Origin of the sequence: Achromobacter sp. HZ01, from assembly GCF_003267925.1 — a bacterium.
In the GTDB taxonomy this organism is placed as follows: domain Bacteria; phylum Pseudomonadota; class Gammaproteobacteria; order Burkholderiales; family Burkholderiaceae_B; genus Achromobacter; species Achromobacter pulmonis_A.
This window is the reverse complement of record NZ_LWKV01000001.1, coordinates 733,838-748,980: the sequence shown is the minus strand read 5'-3', so window position 1 is coordinate 748,980 and position 15,143 is coordinate 733,838. Positions and strand designations below refer to the sequence as shown.

Genomic DNA, 15,143 nt, shown 5'->3' with positions numbered 1-15,143 from the left:
GTCACACCTTGAAGCGCGACACGCCGCTGCGCAGGTCGTTGGCCACCAGCGTCAGCTCGTCGATGGCCAGCGAGGACTGGCGCAGCGACTCCACCGTCTGCTGCGCCGCGTCGCTCAGCTGCTGCAACGCCTGGTTGATCTGCTCGGCCCCGGTGGCCTGCGCCTGCATGCCTTCGTTGACCATCTGTACGCGCGGCGCCAGGGTCTGCACCTGCTGGATGATCTGCGACAGCTGGTCGCCCACCTGCTGCATGTCGGCCATGCCGCGGCGCACTTCCTCGGAAAACTTGTCCATGCCCATGACGCCGGCCGAGACCGACGACTGGATCTCGCGCACCATCTGCTCGATGTCGTAGGTGGCGACGGCGGTCTGGTCCGCCAGCCGCCGGATCTCGGTCGCCACGACCACGAAGCCGCGGCCGTACTCGCCCGCCTTCTCGGCCTCGATGGCGGCGTTCAGCGACAGCAGGTTGGTCTGGTCTGCCACTTTCGTGATCGTGGTCACGACCTGCGTGATGTTGCCGGCCTTCTCGTTGAGGATCGCCAGCTTGGCGTTGACCGAGCCGGCCGCGCCGACCACGTTGCGCATGGTCTCCTCCATGCGCGCCAGCCCGACCTGGCCGTTGCCGGCCAGCGCCGCGGTCTGCTCGGCCGCGCCCGAGACTTCCGTCATGGTGCGCACCAGTTCGCGCGAAGTGGCGGAGATCTCGCGCGAGGTGGCGCCGATCTCGGTGGTGGTGGCGGCCACTTCCGAGGCGGTCGCCTGCTGCTGCTTCGAGGTGGCCGCGATCTCGGTGACCGAAGTGGCGACCTGCACCGCCGAACGCTGGGTCTTGCCGACCAGTCCGGTCAGCTCGTCCAGCATGCCGTTGAAGCCCGTCTCGATGGCGTTGAACTCGTCCTTGCGCGCCAGCTTCAGGCGGCGGGTCAGATCGCCGCCGCCGGTGGACTCCAGCGTCTTGACGATGTAGCGCATCGGGTCGGCGATGGCGCGCATCAGCAGCACGCCGCAGATCACCGCCGCGACGATCGCCAGGGCCAGCGACACCATCATGCCGACCTCGGCGTCGGTCACCGATTTGCGGATGGCCTCGGCCGCCTCGTCGGCCTGCCGCTTGTTCTCGGTCACCACCGTGGCCAGGATGTCGCGGCCCTTGTAGAACGCCGGCCGCAGGTCCGACTTGATGCGCGCCTGCGCCAGCGCGGCGTCCGCCAGCGTGCCCGGCGCCAGGATCTCGGCGCGGATGCGCTTGTACTCCCGCAGTTCGCGCTCGAAGGCCTCGAAGAGCTGCAGGTCGTCGTTGCGTTCGATGGTGCGGCGGTATTGCGCGACCTCTTCGTCCAGCGCCTGGTCGTTTTTCGGCAGGGCCTCCAGGGCGGTGGCGCGTTCTTGCGCGGTATCCAGGCTCAGGGCGTCCTGCACCGTGATGAAACCCGTCAGCCAGGCGGCGCGGATCGAGGCGCTGTGATAGATGCCCGGCACCGCGTCGCTGTTGATCAACTTGACTTCCGATTCGATCACCAGCAGGCGCCGGTAATCGACCACCACCATCAATGCCATGATGGCCAGGATGACCATGAAGCTGGCCAGGATGCGCTGGCGCAGTGTCAGATTATTCATGCCGGAAACCTTTCTACAGTGTCGACTCGCCTGTTCGGCCACCGGCCCGCGCCGGTCCTGGTCTATTACGGAATGTTGAGTTCGTCGGCAATTATTGCAAAGGCAGCTCCGGCCAGCCATGAAAAATGACGAAACGACCCCGATTGGGGTCGTTTCGTCTGAAAAAAGCAAAAAAAGCTTACAAAACCAGGCGCATTCGGCCCCGCCGCCTCAGTCTCGCCAGAGCGCGACGGGCGGCCGCTCCCGGACCCAGTCCTGCGCCTGTCCGTAGGCGTGCGCCAGTTGCAGCACCGCCAGGTCGCCGCGCGGCGGGCCGATCAGCTGCATGCCCATCGGCAGCCCGGCGGCGTTGAAGCCCACCGGCACGCTGATCACCGGGCAGCCGGCCAGCGTCCACGGCGTCACGGTCTCCATCCAGCGGTGGTACGTGTCCATCGGACGTCCCGCGATCTGCTTGGGCCAGTCCATATTGACGTCGAACGGAAACACCTGCGCCGACGGCACCGCCAGGTAATCGACTTCCTCGAACATGCGCAGCACCGTCTGGTACCAGGCGCTGCGCTCTTCGGTGGCCTGGTAGACCTGGCGCGCCGTGATTCCGTCCAGCCCCTCGACCTCCCAGATCAGCGCCGGCTTGGCCAGCTTGCGGGTCTCTGGATCGTGGACCAGGGCATGGTACTGGCCCCCCACCATCAGGTGGCGGTGCACCAGCCACATGCGCCACAAGCGGTCGCCGGCGAACGGCACCCGGTAGTCCAGCGCCTCGCAGCCCACCGCCGCCAGATCGCCCAGCGCGCGCTCGCACAGGTCCAGGATGCCGGGCTCCATGGGCAGGTAGCCGTTCCAGTCGCCCAGCCAGCCCACGCGCTTGCCGCGCAGGTCGGCCTCCAGCGGCTGCGCGAACTGCGCCGGATCGTCCGACAGCGACAGCGGCGCGCGCGCGTCGTAGCCCGCCATCACCGACAGCATCAGCGCCACGTCGCGCGGCGTGCGGCCCATGGGGCCTTCGTAGGACAACTGCTTCAGGAAGACCTCGGGCGCCGGCCCGGACGGCACGCGCCCGGCCGACGGCCGAAAACCGTACACATTGCAGAACGCGGCCGGGTTGCGCAGCGATCCGCCGAAGTCGCTGCCGTCGGCCACCGGCAGCATGCGCGCGGCCAGCGCCGCGGCCGCGCCGCCGCTGCTGCCGCCAGCCGTCCGGGAAGGATCGTAGGGATTGCCGGTAGCGCCGTAGACGGCGTTGTAGGTATGCGAGCCCAGCCCGAATTCCGGCACGTTGCTGCGGCCGATGAAGATGGCGCCCGAGGCCCGCATGCGCTCGATCATGATGGAGTCGTGCGCCGTCACCTGGTCCTTGTAGACCGGCGAGCCCATGGAGGTCACCATGCCGCGCACCGCCGTCAGGTCCTTGGGCGCCTGCGGCATGCCGTGCAGCCAGCCCTGCCATTGCCCGGCGTCCAGCTGGGCGTCGCGTTCGGCGGCCTCGCGCATCAGTTCGTCGCTGTCGCGCCGGGCCACGATGGCGTTGAGCTTGGGATTGACCCGGTCGATATGCGCCAGGTAGGCGGCCATCACTTCGCGGCAGGACACCTGGCGCAGCCGGATCGCCTCGGACAGCGCATGGGCCGGCATGGCCACGATATCGTTCAGCGCGGCGGGCGCGGGGGCGGCAGTAGGCATGCTTGTCTCCTTGTGGTGCGCCGCCTGCCAGGCGGACGCAGACGAAATACTACCCAAAGCGCGGCGGCGGCGCGCGGCCGCCTGCGGCTGATCAGCGCACGCGCCACCAGCCCGGCAGCAGGCCGCGCACCTTGGCGCGCCGGTAGCGGTCGTCGATCAGGTGCACCGTGCCCACGTCGTCTTCGGTGCGTATCACCCGGCCGGCCGCCTGCACCACCTTCTGCAGGCCCGGATACAGATAGGTGTAGTCGTAGCCGTTCTCCTCGCCGTAGCGCCGGTCCATGGCGCGCTTGATGTGCTCGTTGACGGCGTTGACCTGCGGCAGCCCCAGCGTGGCGATGAAGGCGCCGATCAGGCGCCTGCCCGGCAGGTCCACCCCTTCCGAGAAAGCGCCGCCCAGCACGGCGAAGCCCACGCCCCGCCCGTCCTCGGAAAAACGCGCCAGGAACGCGGCGCGCCCGGCCTCGTCCATGCCCGGCGTCTGCGCCCATATCGGCACGTCCGGATGGCGTTCCCGCATCAGGTCCGAGACGCGGCGCAGGTAGTCGAAGCTGCTGAGAAAGCCCAGGTAGTTGCCCGGCCGCTCGGCGTACTGGCGCGCGATCAGGTCGGCGATCGGCGCCAGCGAACGCTCGCGGTCGCGAAAGCGCGTGGACACGTCGCCCACCACCCGCACCTCCAGTTGCCGGGCCTGGAACGGCGCGGCCACGTCGATCCAGGCGGCCGCCGGCGGCAGGCCCAGCGTGTCGCGGTAGAACTGCTGCGGGCTGAACGTGCCCGAGAACAGCACCGTGGCGTGCGCCGCCGCATAGCGCCCGGCCAGGTACGGCGCCGGGATCACGTTGCGCACGCACAGCGTGGAGCGCGGCGTCTTGGCGCCGGCCGCGCCGCCCGCGTCCAGGGTGGCGTCGAACAGCGCATGCGGGCCGAACTGCTCGGCCAGGCGCATGAAATGCAGGGCCTCGAAGTAGAACGCCAGCACCGGATCGTCCTGCGCCAGCGGATGCTCGCCCATGTGGTCGGTGATCGCGGCCACCGCCTTCTGCACCGCCGCCAGCACCCCGGCCGGCGCTTCGTCATAGGCCTGGTAGGCCTCGGCCTGCTTTTTGTTCAGGGCGTTCCAGGAACGGTTCAGCCCGTCCAGCGCTTTCTTCAGCGGCTTGGGCGCGGCCTGGCGCGCGCCCGCCAGCATGCCCTGGTCGAGCTCGCCCGTGTACATGCGGCGCGCCCGTTCCACCAGGTTGTGCGCCTCGTCCACCAGCACCGCCACCTTCCACTGGTTGGCCTGGGTCAGCGCATGCAGCATGGCGGTGGCGTCGTAGTAGTAGTTGTAGTCGCCCACCACCACGTCGGCCCAGCGCGCCATTTCCTGCGACAGGTAGTACGGGCAGATCTCGTGTTCGGCGGCCGTGGCGCGCAGCGCCGCGGCGTCCATGCGCGCGTGCGCCAGCGCGGCCTGGCGGGCGCCCGGCAACCGGTCGTAGAAGCCCCGGGCCAGCGGGCAGGATTCGCCGTGGCAGTCCTTGTCCGGATGCACGCAGGCCTTGTCGCGCGCCTGCATGTCCAGCACCCGCAGGCGCGGCGCGGCCGGCTGCGCGTTGACGGTTTCCAGCGCCTCCAGCGCCAGGCCGCGGCCCGGCCCCTTGGCGGCCAGGAAGAAGACCTTGTCCAGCCCCGCGCCCGGGCAGGCCTTGAGCACGGGAAAGATCGTGCCCAGCGTCTTGCCGATGCCGGTGGGCGCCTGCGCCATCAGGCAGCCGCCGTCGCGCGCCGTGCGGTACGCGGCCACGGCCAGCTCGCGCTGGCCGCTGCGAAACGCGCCATACGGAAACGCCAGCGCTTCCAGCGCGGCGTCGCGCGCGCGGCGGTGCGCCTGTTCGGCCGCGGCCCAGGCCAGGTAACGGCCGCAGTACTCGTGGAAGTACGCCTGCAGCGCCGCCGCGTCCTGGGTTTCCACCAGCACGGTTTCTTCCTCGGTGGCCAGGTTGAAATACACCAGCGCCACGCGCAGCTGCGCCAGCCCGCGGGCCTGGCACAGCAGGTGCCCGTAGACCCGCGCCTGCGCCCAATGCGCCGCGCGATGGTTGTCGCGCACGCTCTCGAAGCGGCCGCGATAGGTCTTGATCTCTTCGAGCTGGTTGGCCGCCGGATCGTAGCCGTCGGCGCGGCCGCGCACCAGCAGGTCCTGGTACTCGCCGGACAGCGCCACCTCGGTTTCGTAGTCCGGCCCGCGCCGCCCGGCCACCGCGGCGTGCCCGGCCATGCCCTCCAGGCCGCTGGGCGCGGGCGTGAAACGCGAATCCAGGTCGCCGGCGCGGGCCGTGAACTCGCAAAGCGTGCGCACCGCGACCGCGTGCTTCATGGCGCGTCCTCTTGCCAGCTCACGTGGCAGACGCTGACCGGCATGCCGTGCGCCACGCAATACTCCAGCCAGCGGACCTGGTTGTCCTGCAGCTTGTCGCCCGGCCCCTTGACCTCGATGAGTTCGTAGCGGCGCTCGCCGGGCCAGAAGCGGATCAGGTCCGGCAGGCCCGAGCGGTTGGCCTTGACGTCGCGCAGCAGCCGCGTGAAGTACAGCTTCAGGTGCGCCGCCGGCAGGCAGTCCAGCGCCAGCGCCAGCAGCGGCTCGGACAGCGCCCCCCAGAACACGAACGGCGACTGCACGCCGCGCTTTTCTGCGTAGCGCGCCAGGATCGTGTCGCGGTAGTCCGGCGTGTCCAGCTGCGCCAGGCATTGCGCGAAGCGCGCCTCGCGGCGCTGGTGGAAGTCCGGCGCGTCCAGGTCCGCCGGCCCGCGCTGGAACGGATGGAAAAACGCGCCAGGAACGGGTGCGAACACCGCCGGCCAGCACAGCAGGCCGAACAGCGAATTGATGAGCGCGTTCTCGACGTAATGCACCGGCGCGTCGTCGCGGTGCAGGTGATCGCGCGCGACGAACTCGACCGGCATGGGCTGGCCGGGACGCGGCAGCGACAGGTCGCGCCGCGCCACCGCGGGCGCGCGGCGCCTTGCGGCCGCGGCCTGCCCGGCGCCGCGCAGCAGGCGCGGCATCATGCGCGCCAGCCGCTGGCTTTCTTCTTCGCTTTCGGGTTCGGCCTGCGCGCGCGCCGCCAGCGCCAGGGCCTCGTCGAAGCGCGCCATGCGCTCGTATACGCGGATGCGGCGGTGACGCGCGCCGGGATAGGCGCACAGCGCATACACGCGCTGCGCCGCGTCCCAGTCCTGCGCGCGCTCGCAGGCCTGGCCGATGCGCAGCAGCAGCTTGCCGCGCCGCTTTTCCAGCCAGGGGTTATCGCTGGCGCAGGCGTCGATGGCCGGCAGCAGCGCATCGAGTTGCGCGCCCGTTTCGAGCGCCTGGCGGCACGCGTGCAGCGCCAGGTAGCGGTCGATGTCGGCGCGCGCCTGGAACGCGCGCGAGTCCGCGTCGAACGCCACGGTTTCGTACTGGAACACGCCCAGGTCGGCCAGCACGAACTCCGACCAGTCCTGATGCAGATTGCCGAAGAACATGAGGCGCAGGCGTTCACAGAGATCGGCCGCCATCACCCGCCAGACCGGCTCGGCGGCCCGCGGATGCCAGGCGGCATAAGGCTGCGCCGGCGGATGCAGCGGCCGCAGCACCTCCAGCAGCTCGGCCTTGCGGGCGCCGGCCTTCACCGGCGCGTCGCAAAATATCGCGGCCAGTTCGCCCTTGGTATGCAGGCCGAAGAGCTCGTCCAGCGTCATGGGCGCCGCGGCGTCCAGCCAGCCCAGCGCCGCCAGCGGCGCGGCGGCCGCCAGCGTGCCGGGGATTTCTTCGTAGCTCAGGCGGGTGGCCCGGAACCACGGGCCGCGCCGCATCAGCATGCGCACCATGAGCGCCCGCGACGCCTGCGGCAGGGCCTGGAAATCCGCCAGGAAGCGCCGCTCGGCGTCGTCCAGCAGGTCGCCGTAGCGCTCGGCGATCCACGCCAGGGCGCGCTCGAAATTGTGCAGGTAGTAATAGCGGTGCGGAGGAAACATCGGCGCGGCCGGATGACTGGATATTTATCCAGCAATCATAGCAGGACGGCCGGCAAGCGCGAGGCTTGCCGGCCGTCCCCAGGCAGACGCCGCGATACCTCAGCGCGCCGGCTGCGGCTGGGCGCCGACTTCCTTGCGCACCTTGGCCACGTCGGCGGCGCTGACCGCGCCGGCCTTGTTGCCCCAGCTGGAGCGCACGAAGGTCACCACGTCGGCGATCTCCTTGTCGGTCATGCGCCAGTCGAAGCCCGGCATCGCGTACGCGGTCGGCGCGGTGGCCGTCGCAGGCATCTGCGCGCCCTTGAGCACGATGTGGATCAGCGACGCGGGGTCGGCCGAATTCACCGTGGAGCTGAGCGCCAGCTGCGGGAAGGTTTCCGCATAGCCCTTGCCGGTGCTGCGGTGGCAGGCCGCGCAGTTGTTGAGGAAGGCCATGGCGCCGTCGCCCTTGTCCTTGCCGGCGCGCAGCGCCTGCGCCACGGAATCGTCATAGGCCAGCGGCTTGGCGTCGTCCTTGTTCACCGGCGGCAGGCTCTTCAGGTACACGGCGATGGCGTTGACGTCGGCGTCGGACAGGTGCTGCGTGCTGTCGCCGACCACCTGGGCCATGCCGCCGAAGGCCGCCGAATGCCCGTTGCGCCCGGACTTCAGGAAGGCCGCGATGTCTTCCTTGGTCCAGCCGCCCAGGCCGTCGGCCATATCGCCCCGCAGGTTCTTGGCCAGCCAGCCCTCGACCACGCCGCCCGACAGGAACGCCGAGCCGTCGGCCTCGGTCAGCGCCTTCTCCTGCAGCGCGAAGCCGCGCGGCGTATGGCAGGTGCTGCAATGGCCCAGGCCCTCGACCAGGTATTGCCCGCGCAGCAGCGCCTCGCGGTCGGCGCCCTTGAGGTCGCTTGCGGCGGGTCCGCTGACCGCGTCCGGCGCGAACATCCAGCGCCACACGCCGAGCGGCCAGCGCATGGACAGCGGCCAGGTGATGTCGGTGTCCTTGTTGGCCTGCTTCACCGGCTCGACGCCGTGCATGAAGTAGGCATACAAGGCCTTCACGTCGTCGGGCGTGACCTTGGCGTAGGCCGTGTACGGCATGGCCGGATACAGCGAATGCCCGTCCTTGGCCACACCGTGGCGCACCGCCCGGTCGAAGTCCTCGTAGCTGTACTCGCCGATGCCGGTTTCCTTGTCCGGCGTGATGTTGGTGGAGTAAATCGTGCCCAGCGGCGACTCGATGCCCAGTCCGCCCGCGAACGGCTTGCCGCCCTTGGCGGTATGGCAGGCGATGCAGTCGCCGGCGCGCGACAGGTACTCGCCCTGCTTGACCAGCTGCGCGTCGGCCGCGGCCGGCGTGCCATCCGCCGCCCAGGCGGAGCCGGCGGCCAGGACGGAGAGCGCGGCGACAATGGTGTGCTTGATCATTGTTCCGTCTCCTTACGCCTGGACCAGCGGGCCGGGGTTCTTCAGGTACTGGTCGCGGATCGCCTGCGCGGACCAGAAGGCCAGCGCCCCGACCAGGCCCGTCGGGTTGTAGCCCATGTTCTGCGGGAACACGCAGGCCCCCATCACGAACACATTGGGCACGTCCCAGCTCTGCAGGTACTTGTTGACCACGCTTTCCCTGGGATTGGAGCCCATGATGGCCCCGCCCGTGTTGTGCGTGCTCTGGTAGACCCGCGTGTCGTAGCGCGCGCCCTTCTTGCGCACGCCCACGAAGTACTTCTCGGGCTTCATGGCCTTGGCCACTTCCTCCATGCGCTTGCCCATGTAGCCCAGCATCTCGAACTCGTTGTCGTGCCAGTCGAAGGTCATGCGCAGCAGCGGCTGGCCGTTGCTGTCCTTGTAGGTCGGGTCCAGCGACAGGTAGGCGTCGCGGTACGACATCACCGAGCCCGAGATGCCGATGCTCAGGTGGCGCTGGTAGGCGTCCTGCACGCCCGCCTTCCAGGCCGTGCCCCAGCTGGGCGTGCCCGGCGCGGTGGGCGTCTGCTTGATGGGACGCCCGCCATAGCGCACGTGGCGGATGCTGGCCCCGCCCAGAAAGCCCAGCGGGCCGTGGTCGAACTGGTCGCCGTTGAGGTCGTCCATGCTGACGCCGCCGGCGCCCGTGCCCACGAACGGATTGAGCTGCGTGCCCTTGGGCAGCAGCATGCTGACCGCGCCGTTCATCTGGTAGGCGTAGTTCTTGCCGACCACGCCTTCGTTGGTCTTGGGATCGTAGGGCTTGCCGATGCCCGAGAGCAGCAGCAGGCGCACGTTGTGCATCTGGTAGGCCGACAGGATCACCAGGTCGGCCGGCTGCTCCACCTCGCGGCCCTGCGCGTCGATGTAGGTCACGCCGACCGCCTTCTTGCCGCTGGCGTCCAGGTTCACCTTGATCACCTGCGACTGCGTGCGCAGTTCGAAGTTGGGCTTCTTCAGCAGCACCGGCAGGATGGTGGTCTGCGGCGAGGCCTTGGAATACATGTAGCAGCCGTAGTTCTCGCAGAAGCCGCAGAAATTACAGGGGCCCAGGCGCACGCCGTACGGATTGGTGTACGGGCCGGACGCGTTGGCCGCGGGCGCCGGATACGGGTTGAAGCCCACCTCGCGCGCGGCCTTCTCGAACAGCTGCGCGCCGTAGGTGGTGGTCAGGGGCGGCAGCGGATATTCCTTGCTGCGCTTGCCTTCCAGCGGGTTGCCGCCCTCCACGACCTTGCCGTTCAGGTTGCCGGCCTTGCCCGAGGTGCCGCACACGTACTCGAACTTGGTGAAGTACGGCTCCAGTTCGTCGTAGGTGACGCCGAAGTCCTGGATGGTCATGCCTTCGGGAATGAAGTCCTTGCCGTAGCGCGTCTCGTAGCGGGTGCGCAGCTCCAGCTCTTCGGGCAGCACGCGGTAGTGCATGCCGTTCCAGTGAAAGCCCGCCCCGCCCACGCCGTTGCCCAGCAGGAACGAGCCGTTCTGGCGGTACGGCACCGCCACGTCGTCCACGCCGTGGCGGATGGTCACGGTTTCCTTGGACAGGTCCTGGAACAGCTTGCCGCGCACGGAATACGCCAGCTCGTCGATCACCTTGGGGTACTCGGCGTCCTTGGGCGTGTCCTGCATGCCGCCGCGCTCCAGCGCCAGCACGTGCAGGCCGGCCTCGGTCAGCTCCTGGCCCATGATCGCGCCGGTCCAGCCGAACCCGACCAGCACCGCATCGACTTTGTCTTTCTTGATCGCCATGGTTCAGCCCCTCTCCCCGGAAATCGAAACCGGACCGTAGGGGTACTTCACGTTGGGCTGGTCCGCCCAGTCCATGTAGTCGGCGCGCGCGCCCGGAAAGCCCACCATCTTCCAGCCCACCATGTTCTTGTTGCCGCCGTACATCGGATCGGCGAAGAAGCCTTCCTTGGTGTTGGCCAGCAGGAAATTGAAGAAGGTCCTGGACGGCACGGTCTCGAATTCGATCTTGCCGGCCTGCAGGTCCTTCAGGATCTGCTCCTGCAGCGGCTTGTCCAGTTCCGCGTAGACCTTGCCGTGCGTCTTCGTGCACCAGGCGTCGCAGGCCTCGATGCCGTTGCGGTAGACCTGCCGGGGATTCTGGTTGATCTGGTAGCCCAGCTCGGGCACCACGTCGGGGTGGAACGGCCCCTGCATGTACCAGAGCTTGCCGTGGCCGAACGGCGTTTCCATCTGGCGGTCGATGAACTCGGGCACGCCGGCTTCGATGGCGCCGGGGCCGTACTCGTCGGCGGGGATCAGGTGATCGACCGCGGCGACGATGAAGGCCCATTCGGCCTTGCTGAAATAGGTGGGTTCATAAGGTTTGGCCGCAGGCGCCTTGGCGCTTTCCGACCCGTTGGTACAGCCGGTGGTCATTGCCCCCACCGCCAACGTCGACGCCGGCACGATGGCCAACGCCTGCAGGAACCGCCTGCGCGGCTTTGCGTCTTCTGTCATAAACATCTCCGTGATAACCCAAGCCGCCCTAGCCCTACAGAACATGAACCTGGAAACACGAACCGCCGAGCTAGAGACAACAAGCTCTACGCTTACAGAAAATCGACTCTTCCTGTGAAAGGGGCACAAGAAAAGGTGCCGACATTATGCGCTTTTCCCGCCAACTGATACGCTCGATTGACCGTATCAGTTTCATTTTCTCGGTGTGGAAATGTGTTTTGCATTAAGGACTATGTAAGAAGCCGCCGCGAAACAGCGCTTTCTGACAACACGTTGAATGAATCACCGCGTCGCTTGCGTCCGGATCAAGCCGGCAGCGCACGGCCCAGATGCTCGAAATCGGCCCTGTCGCCGAAAACAAACACCGTCAGCGCCGGCCCAGGCCAACGTCACCGATCCGGATACTGGCGCGCGCAGATAGGCGATGCCGGCGCCACAGCATCGCGCGCGAGCTTGTCAGCGCCCATGGAACAACGGCGCCAAAGCTTGCCCCGGCCCCGGACGCCACAGCGTGCTGGACTCGCTGACGATGCAGGACGCGATCTCCTGCTGCAAGGCCTGCCAGGCCGGATCGCGCCCGCGGCGCTCGGCCAGCGCGCCGCGCTGCGCGGGACCGTCGTGAAACCGGTAAGTGCGCACCACGTGCTGCTGGCCGACCAGCGACACGAAACTGCCGATCAGGCTGGCCGCGTCCAGCACCTCGGGCGCGGCCGCCGCCGCCCGCCACGCCTGCCAGAAGCGCGGCTGGGTTCCGGGCAGCAGCACGCAAGTGTGCTCTTCGACCAGGCTGTCAGGATGCGCGCCCGGCAACGACGGCGCCGGCCGGTCCGGCACCCAGTCCCGCGAGGCGTTCCACAACGGGGTCAGCGCGTCCACCGGCGCATGCGACAGAAAGCTGTTCTCCTGCGCCGACAGCAGCGCGCGCACGGAGCGAAAGTACGGCTCCAGCGCCGCCACCGCGTACAGGCCGTGCAGGCGCTGCTTCCAGTCGTCGAAGCTATCGTATCGGTACAGGTGCATCACCTGGTGCACCGGACCGGCCATGGTGCAGAAATAGCCTATCAGCCGCTGCTGAATGGGCTGCACCAATCCGTAGCCGCGGTCTTCCTGAGCCTGCCAGAAGGCCGTGACGCCGTCCCCGGAATAAAAGGTATAGCAACGCCGTTCGAACAGCATCGCCGTCAACCCTTGCGCTCATCGCGTATCGTGTTGCGCAACAGGCCGATGCGCTCGATTTCGACTTCGACCTCGTCGCCGTCCTTCATCCACAGCGGCGGCTTGTGTCCCAGGCCGACGCCGGCCGGCGTGCCGCTGAAGATCACGTCGCCAGCCTGCAGCGTGATCGCTTCGCTGACGATGGAGACGATGGACGCCACGTCATAGATCATGTCGCTGGTGTCGGCATCCTGCACCACGCGCCCGTTCAGGCGCGTCTGCAGCTTCAGGCCCTTGCCTCCCGGCGGCAGCTCGTCGGCCGTGACGATGTATGGCCCCCAGGCGCCGGTGCCGTCGAAGTTCTTGCCCACGGTCCATTGGGGCGATTTGAACTGGTAGTCGCGCACCGAGACCTCATTGCCGACCGCATAGCCGAACACGCAGTCCAGCGCCCGGTCCTTGGGAATGTGGCGGCCGCCCTTGCCCAGCACGACGATCATCTCGCCCTCGTAGTCCAACTGCTCGCTCGCCATGGGACGTTCGATCACCGCGCCGTGGCCGGTGGTCGAGGTGGCCACCCGCAGGAACAGGGTCGGGTAATCGGGCTGTTCGTACGGGCTTTCCTTGGTGTGGTCGGCGTAGTTCAGGCCGATGCAGATGATCTTGGGGGGCTCGGCCGAGGGCTGCACGAACCGCACCTGCTCCGGGTCGGCGATACGCGTGCTCTTGTCCAGCAGCGCCTGGAATCCGGCGCGGTCGGTGCCTTTGCGCAGCAAATCGCCGATGTCGCCTTCTGTGTTGAAAACCGCCAGGCCTTTGTCGGTCAGCGCGCCGGTATGACGTTGGCCGTCGAGAATGAATGTCGCGAGTTTCATACAACCTCTCTGAGTGAAGAAATGGAACGGAACCTTGAGGCCTGACGCTATTCGTGGCGCGCGGCCAGCCTGACGAAATCGACAGGCCTCATGCCCGGCCCCCAAGCGAAGAGCGACTCTTCGTCCATCGGGCAGTAGCCGGGCTGCGAGCCAGGCCGCACAAGGTCGCCGTCGGTGAAGTGTTCGACGATATTGCCCGCGGGGTCGAACCAGTAATCGAAGATCTGGCTGCCGTAAACATGGCGGCCGATGCCCCACACCGGCTTCCAGCCCCGGCGCTGCAGCCATTCATGGCCCAGCCCCTGGGCATCGAGGTCTTCGATCTCGAACGAAAAGTGGTGCACGCGCGGTTCGGCGTCGGGAAACAGCGCCAGCGTGTGGTGATCGGTCCATTCGCCGCCGCCACCCATATGCATGAACGCGCCCAGGGGATTGTTCTTGTCGTCGTCGTACATGATATCGGACGGTAGCAACCCCAGACGCGACTTCATCCATTCGTAGTTGCGTTTGAAATCATTGGTGAGCAAGGCCACGTGGCCCAGGCGCAGCACCGCCGCGGGCTCCAGCGGAGCGCGCTGGAACTCGCCGTGGCGGCGCTTGACGCTGCCGTTGTTCAAGACCAGCGCCGCGCGCGTGGCGATCGCCGGATAAGGCGTAATGCCGTGCACGATCTCGAACGGCAGGCCGTCCGGGCTCGTCAGCATGACTTTCTCGCCGCCGCCTTCGCGTTCGATCGGGGTGATCGGCGAAGCCTCGGGAAATTCGGCGGCGGCCTCCAGGTCGGCGCGCTCGCTGGCGGTGAACGCTATCGCGCGCATTCCCGGCCGGTCGGCCTTGCGCGCGATATAGCAATAGCCGCGCTCGAACGCCGGCCGGAACGCCACCTCGGCATCGTTGCGGTAGGCAACCTTGAGGCCGAAATCCGTGTAGAACCTCTCGGCCACGTCGAGATCGGTGTGGTCGTATACGGCATAGGCAATATCGGTGATGGGCATTGCTTGTCTCCTATCCTCGAAGATGAATTCCACGCGCGCTCACTGCACGCCGGGAACCGGGGTTGCACAATAGGCCGCCAGACGCAGCCCTTCCGGCGTGCGCCGCCAGACGGCGACAAACCGGTTATCCAAGCGACGTTCGACGCCGCGCACCGTGACATGCATGAGTACGCGGCCGCAGCACCACAGGCCGCCGCCTAGATCGCAGACCTCGACTTCCGACTCATCGATGATGTGGTAACGGTAGGCACCCGCGCGCAGCGCGCTCAGGTAGGTCTGTTTGTTCTCGCAGACGCCGTTGGAATGGGTGTAGCGCAAGGTGTCGTCCAGCAGCCGCTCCAGCGCCGCCAGGTCCAATGCCAACAGCGCGGCCTGGCGCGCATGGGCCGCGGCCCGCAGCTTGCCGGGAACCGCCGCCGCAAATCCAGGTTTCACGTCGATGCCTTCACCCATGGAGATACGCCTTGGCCAGTTTTTCGTCGGCCTGCATCGCCGGCCAGCCGCCGCGCGGCACTTCGTGTATCACGCGGCCCACGGACAGCACGTAGGCGCGGTCCGTCATCGAGCGCCTCGGCCAACGCCATCACCGCATCCCAGCCGGCCGCCGAAAAGTGCTTCGGCAACTTGCCGTATTCCTTCCGGTAGGCCTCGACGAACGCCTGCTGCGTCGGCAGCGGGTCCTCGGCGATCAGGTATTCGGGAAAAAACGATGTTGTCCGCGGCCTTGACCTTGGCGGCCTGGGTGGAATCGCGCAGGACGCCGACCTTCTTCAACTGATGATCGCGGGCGTAGGCCAGCAGGCCACGCGCGTTCAACACCTTTTGCGCCACCAGCATGCCTTCACGCTCGGGCAGGCCGACCGACAGGAACGAACTCATCATGGGTCTCCAGAG

Annotated in this window: 12 protein-coding genes; all 12 read right to left on the bottom strand. The window is 67.8% G+C overall.

Going from position 1 to position 15,143, the window contains the following annotated elements:
• Position 1 precedes the first annotated feature (1 nt).
• Positions 2–1,621, bottom strand: coding sequence for a methyl-accepting chemotaxis protein (locus A6B37_RS03550; RefSeq protein ID WP_111824921.1), 1,620 nt, complete (start codon positions 1,619–1,621; stop codon positions 2–4).
• Positions 1,622–1,831: 210 nt separating this feature from the next.
• Positions 1,832–3,304: an amidase gene (locus tag A6B37_RS03545; RefSeq protein ID WP_111824920.1), complete on the bottom strand. Its 1,473-nt coding sequence runs from the start codon at positions 3,302–3,304 to the stop codon at positions 1,832–1,834.
• Between the two features lie 91 nt (positions 3,305–3,395).
• A complete protein-coding gene (locus A6B37_RS03540) occupies positions 3,396–5,666 on the bottom strand; it encodes an ATP-dependent DNA helicase (RefSeq protein WP_111824919.1) in 2,271 nt (756 codons plus the stop codon).
• Positions 5,663–7,306, bottom strand: coding sequence for a VRR-NUC domain-containing protein (locus tag A6B37_RS03535; protein ID WP_111824918.1), 1,644 nt, complete (start codon positions 7,304–7,306; stop codon positions 5,663–5,665). Before A6B37_RS03535 ends, A6B37_RS03540 begins: the two co-directional genes overlap by 4 nt.
• A 99-nt stretch (positions 7,307–7,405) precedes the next feature.
• Entirely contained in the window at positions 7,406–8,719 is a 1,314-nt protein-coding gene (locus tag A6B37_RS03530; RefSeq protein WP_102775937.1) for a cytochrome c, read from the bottom strand.
• A gap of 12 nt (positions 8,720–8,731) precedes the next feature.
• A complete protein-coding gene (locus A6B37_RS03525) occupies positions 8,732–10,507 on the bottom strand; it encodes a GMC family oxidoreductase (protein WP_102775936.1) in 1,776 nt (591 codons plus the stop codon).
• Positions 10,508–10,510: 3 nt separating this feature from the next.
• A complete protein-coding gene (locus tag A6B37_RS03520; RefSeq protein ID WP_111824917.1) occupies positions 10,511–11,224 on the bottom strand; it encodes a gluconate 2-dehydrogenase subunit 3 family protein in 714 nt (237 codons plus the stop codon).
• A 456-nt stretch (positions 11,225–11,680) separates the two neighbouring features.
• Entirely contained in the window at positions 11,681–12,400 is a 720-nt protein-coding gene (locus A6B37_RS03515; protein ID WP_111824916.1) for an NIPSNAP family protein, read from the bottom strand.
• A 5-nt stretch (positions 12,401–12,405) separates the two neighbouring features.
• Positions 12,406–13,254, bottom strand: a complete 849-nt coding sequence (locus A6B37_RS03510; RefSeq protein WP_111824915.1) for a fumarylacetoacetate hydrolase family protein — start codon at positions 13,252–13,254, stop codon at positions 12,406–12,408.
• A gap of 47 nt (positions 13,255–13,301) precedes the next feature.
• The gene (locus A6B37_RS03505; RefSeq protein WP_111824914.1) at positions 13,302–14,249 is read right to left on the bottom strand and encodes a 2,4,5-trihydroxytoluene oxygenase; all 948 of its coding nucleotides are present in this window, start codon (positions 14,247–14,249) and stop codon (positions 13,302–13,304) included.
• A 39-nt stretch (positions 14,250–14,288) separates the two neighbouring features.
• A complete protein-coding gene (locus A6B37_RS03500) occupies positions 14,289–14,702 on the bottom strand; it encodes a nuclear transport factor 2 family protein (RefSeq protein ID WP_111824913.1) in 414 nt (137 codons plus the stop codon).
• A gap of 105 nt (positions 14,703–14,807) precedes the next feature.
• Positions 14,808–15,131, bottom strand: coding sequence for a hypothetical protein (locus A6B37_RS03490; protein ID WP_246842357.1), 324 nt, complete (start codon positions 15,129–15,131; stop codon positions 14,808–14,810).
• Between the last annotated feature and the right edge of the window lie 12 nt (positions 15,132–15,143).

Bases quoted from the DNA above. Each gene is read 5' to 3' on its own strand.
- A6B37_RS03545 (WP_111824920.1), bottom strand. From the start codon at position 3,304: ATGCCTACTGCCGCCCCCGCGCCCGCCGCGCTGAACGATATCGTGGCC.
- A6B37_RS03525 (WP_102775936.1), bottom strand. From the start codon at position 10,507: ATGGCGATCAAGAAAGACAAAGTCGATGCGGTGCTGGTCGGGTTCGGC.
- A6B37_RS03530 (WP_102775937.1), bottom strand. From the start codon at position 8,719: ATGATCAAGCACACCATTGTCGCCGCGCTCTCCGTCCTGGCCGCCGGC.
- A6B37_RS03505 (WP_111824914.1), bottom strand. From the start codon at position 14,249: ATGCCCATCACCGATATTGCCTATGCCGTATACGACCACACCGATCTC.
- A6B37_RS03515 (WP_111824916.1), bottom strand. From the start codon at position 12,400: ATGCTGTTCGAACGGCGTTGCTATACCTTTTATTCCGGGGACGGCGTC.
- A6B37_RS03520 (WP_111824917.1), bottom strand. From the start codon at position 11,224: ATGACAGAAGACGCAAAGCCGCGCAGGCGGTTCCTGCAGGCGTTGGCC.
- A6B37_RS03535 (WP_111824918.1), bottom strand. From the start codon at position 7,306: ATGTTTCCTCCGCACCGCTATTACTACCTGCACAATTTCGAGCGCGCC.
- A6B37_RS03550 (WP_111824921.1), bottom strand. From the start codon at position 1,621: ATGAATAATCTGACACTGCGCCAGCGCATCCTGGCCAGCTTCATGGTC.
- A6B37_RS03510 (WP_111824915.1), bottom strand. From the start codon at position 13,254: ATGAAACTCGCGACATTCATTCTCGACGGCCAACGTCATACCGGCGCG.
- A6B37_RS03540 (WP_111824919.1), bottom strand. From the start codon at position 5,666: ATGAAGCACGCGGTCGCGGTGCGCACGCTTTGCGAGTTCACGGCCCGC.
- A6B37_RS03490 (WP_246842357.1), bottom strand. From the start codon at position 15,131: ATGATGAGTTCGTTCCTGTCGGTCGGCCTGCCCGAGCGTGAAGGCATG.
- A6B37_RS03500 (WP_111824913.1), bottom strand. From the start codon at position 14,702: ATGGGTGAAGGCATCGACGTGAAACCTGGATTTGCGGCGGCGGTTCCC.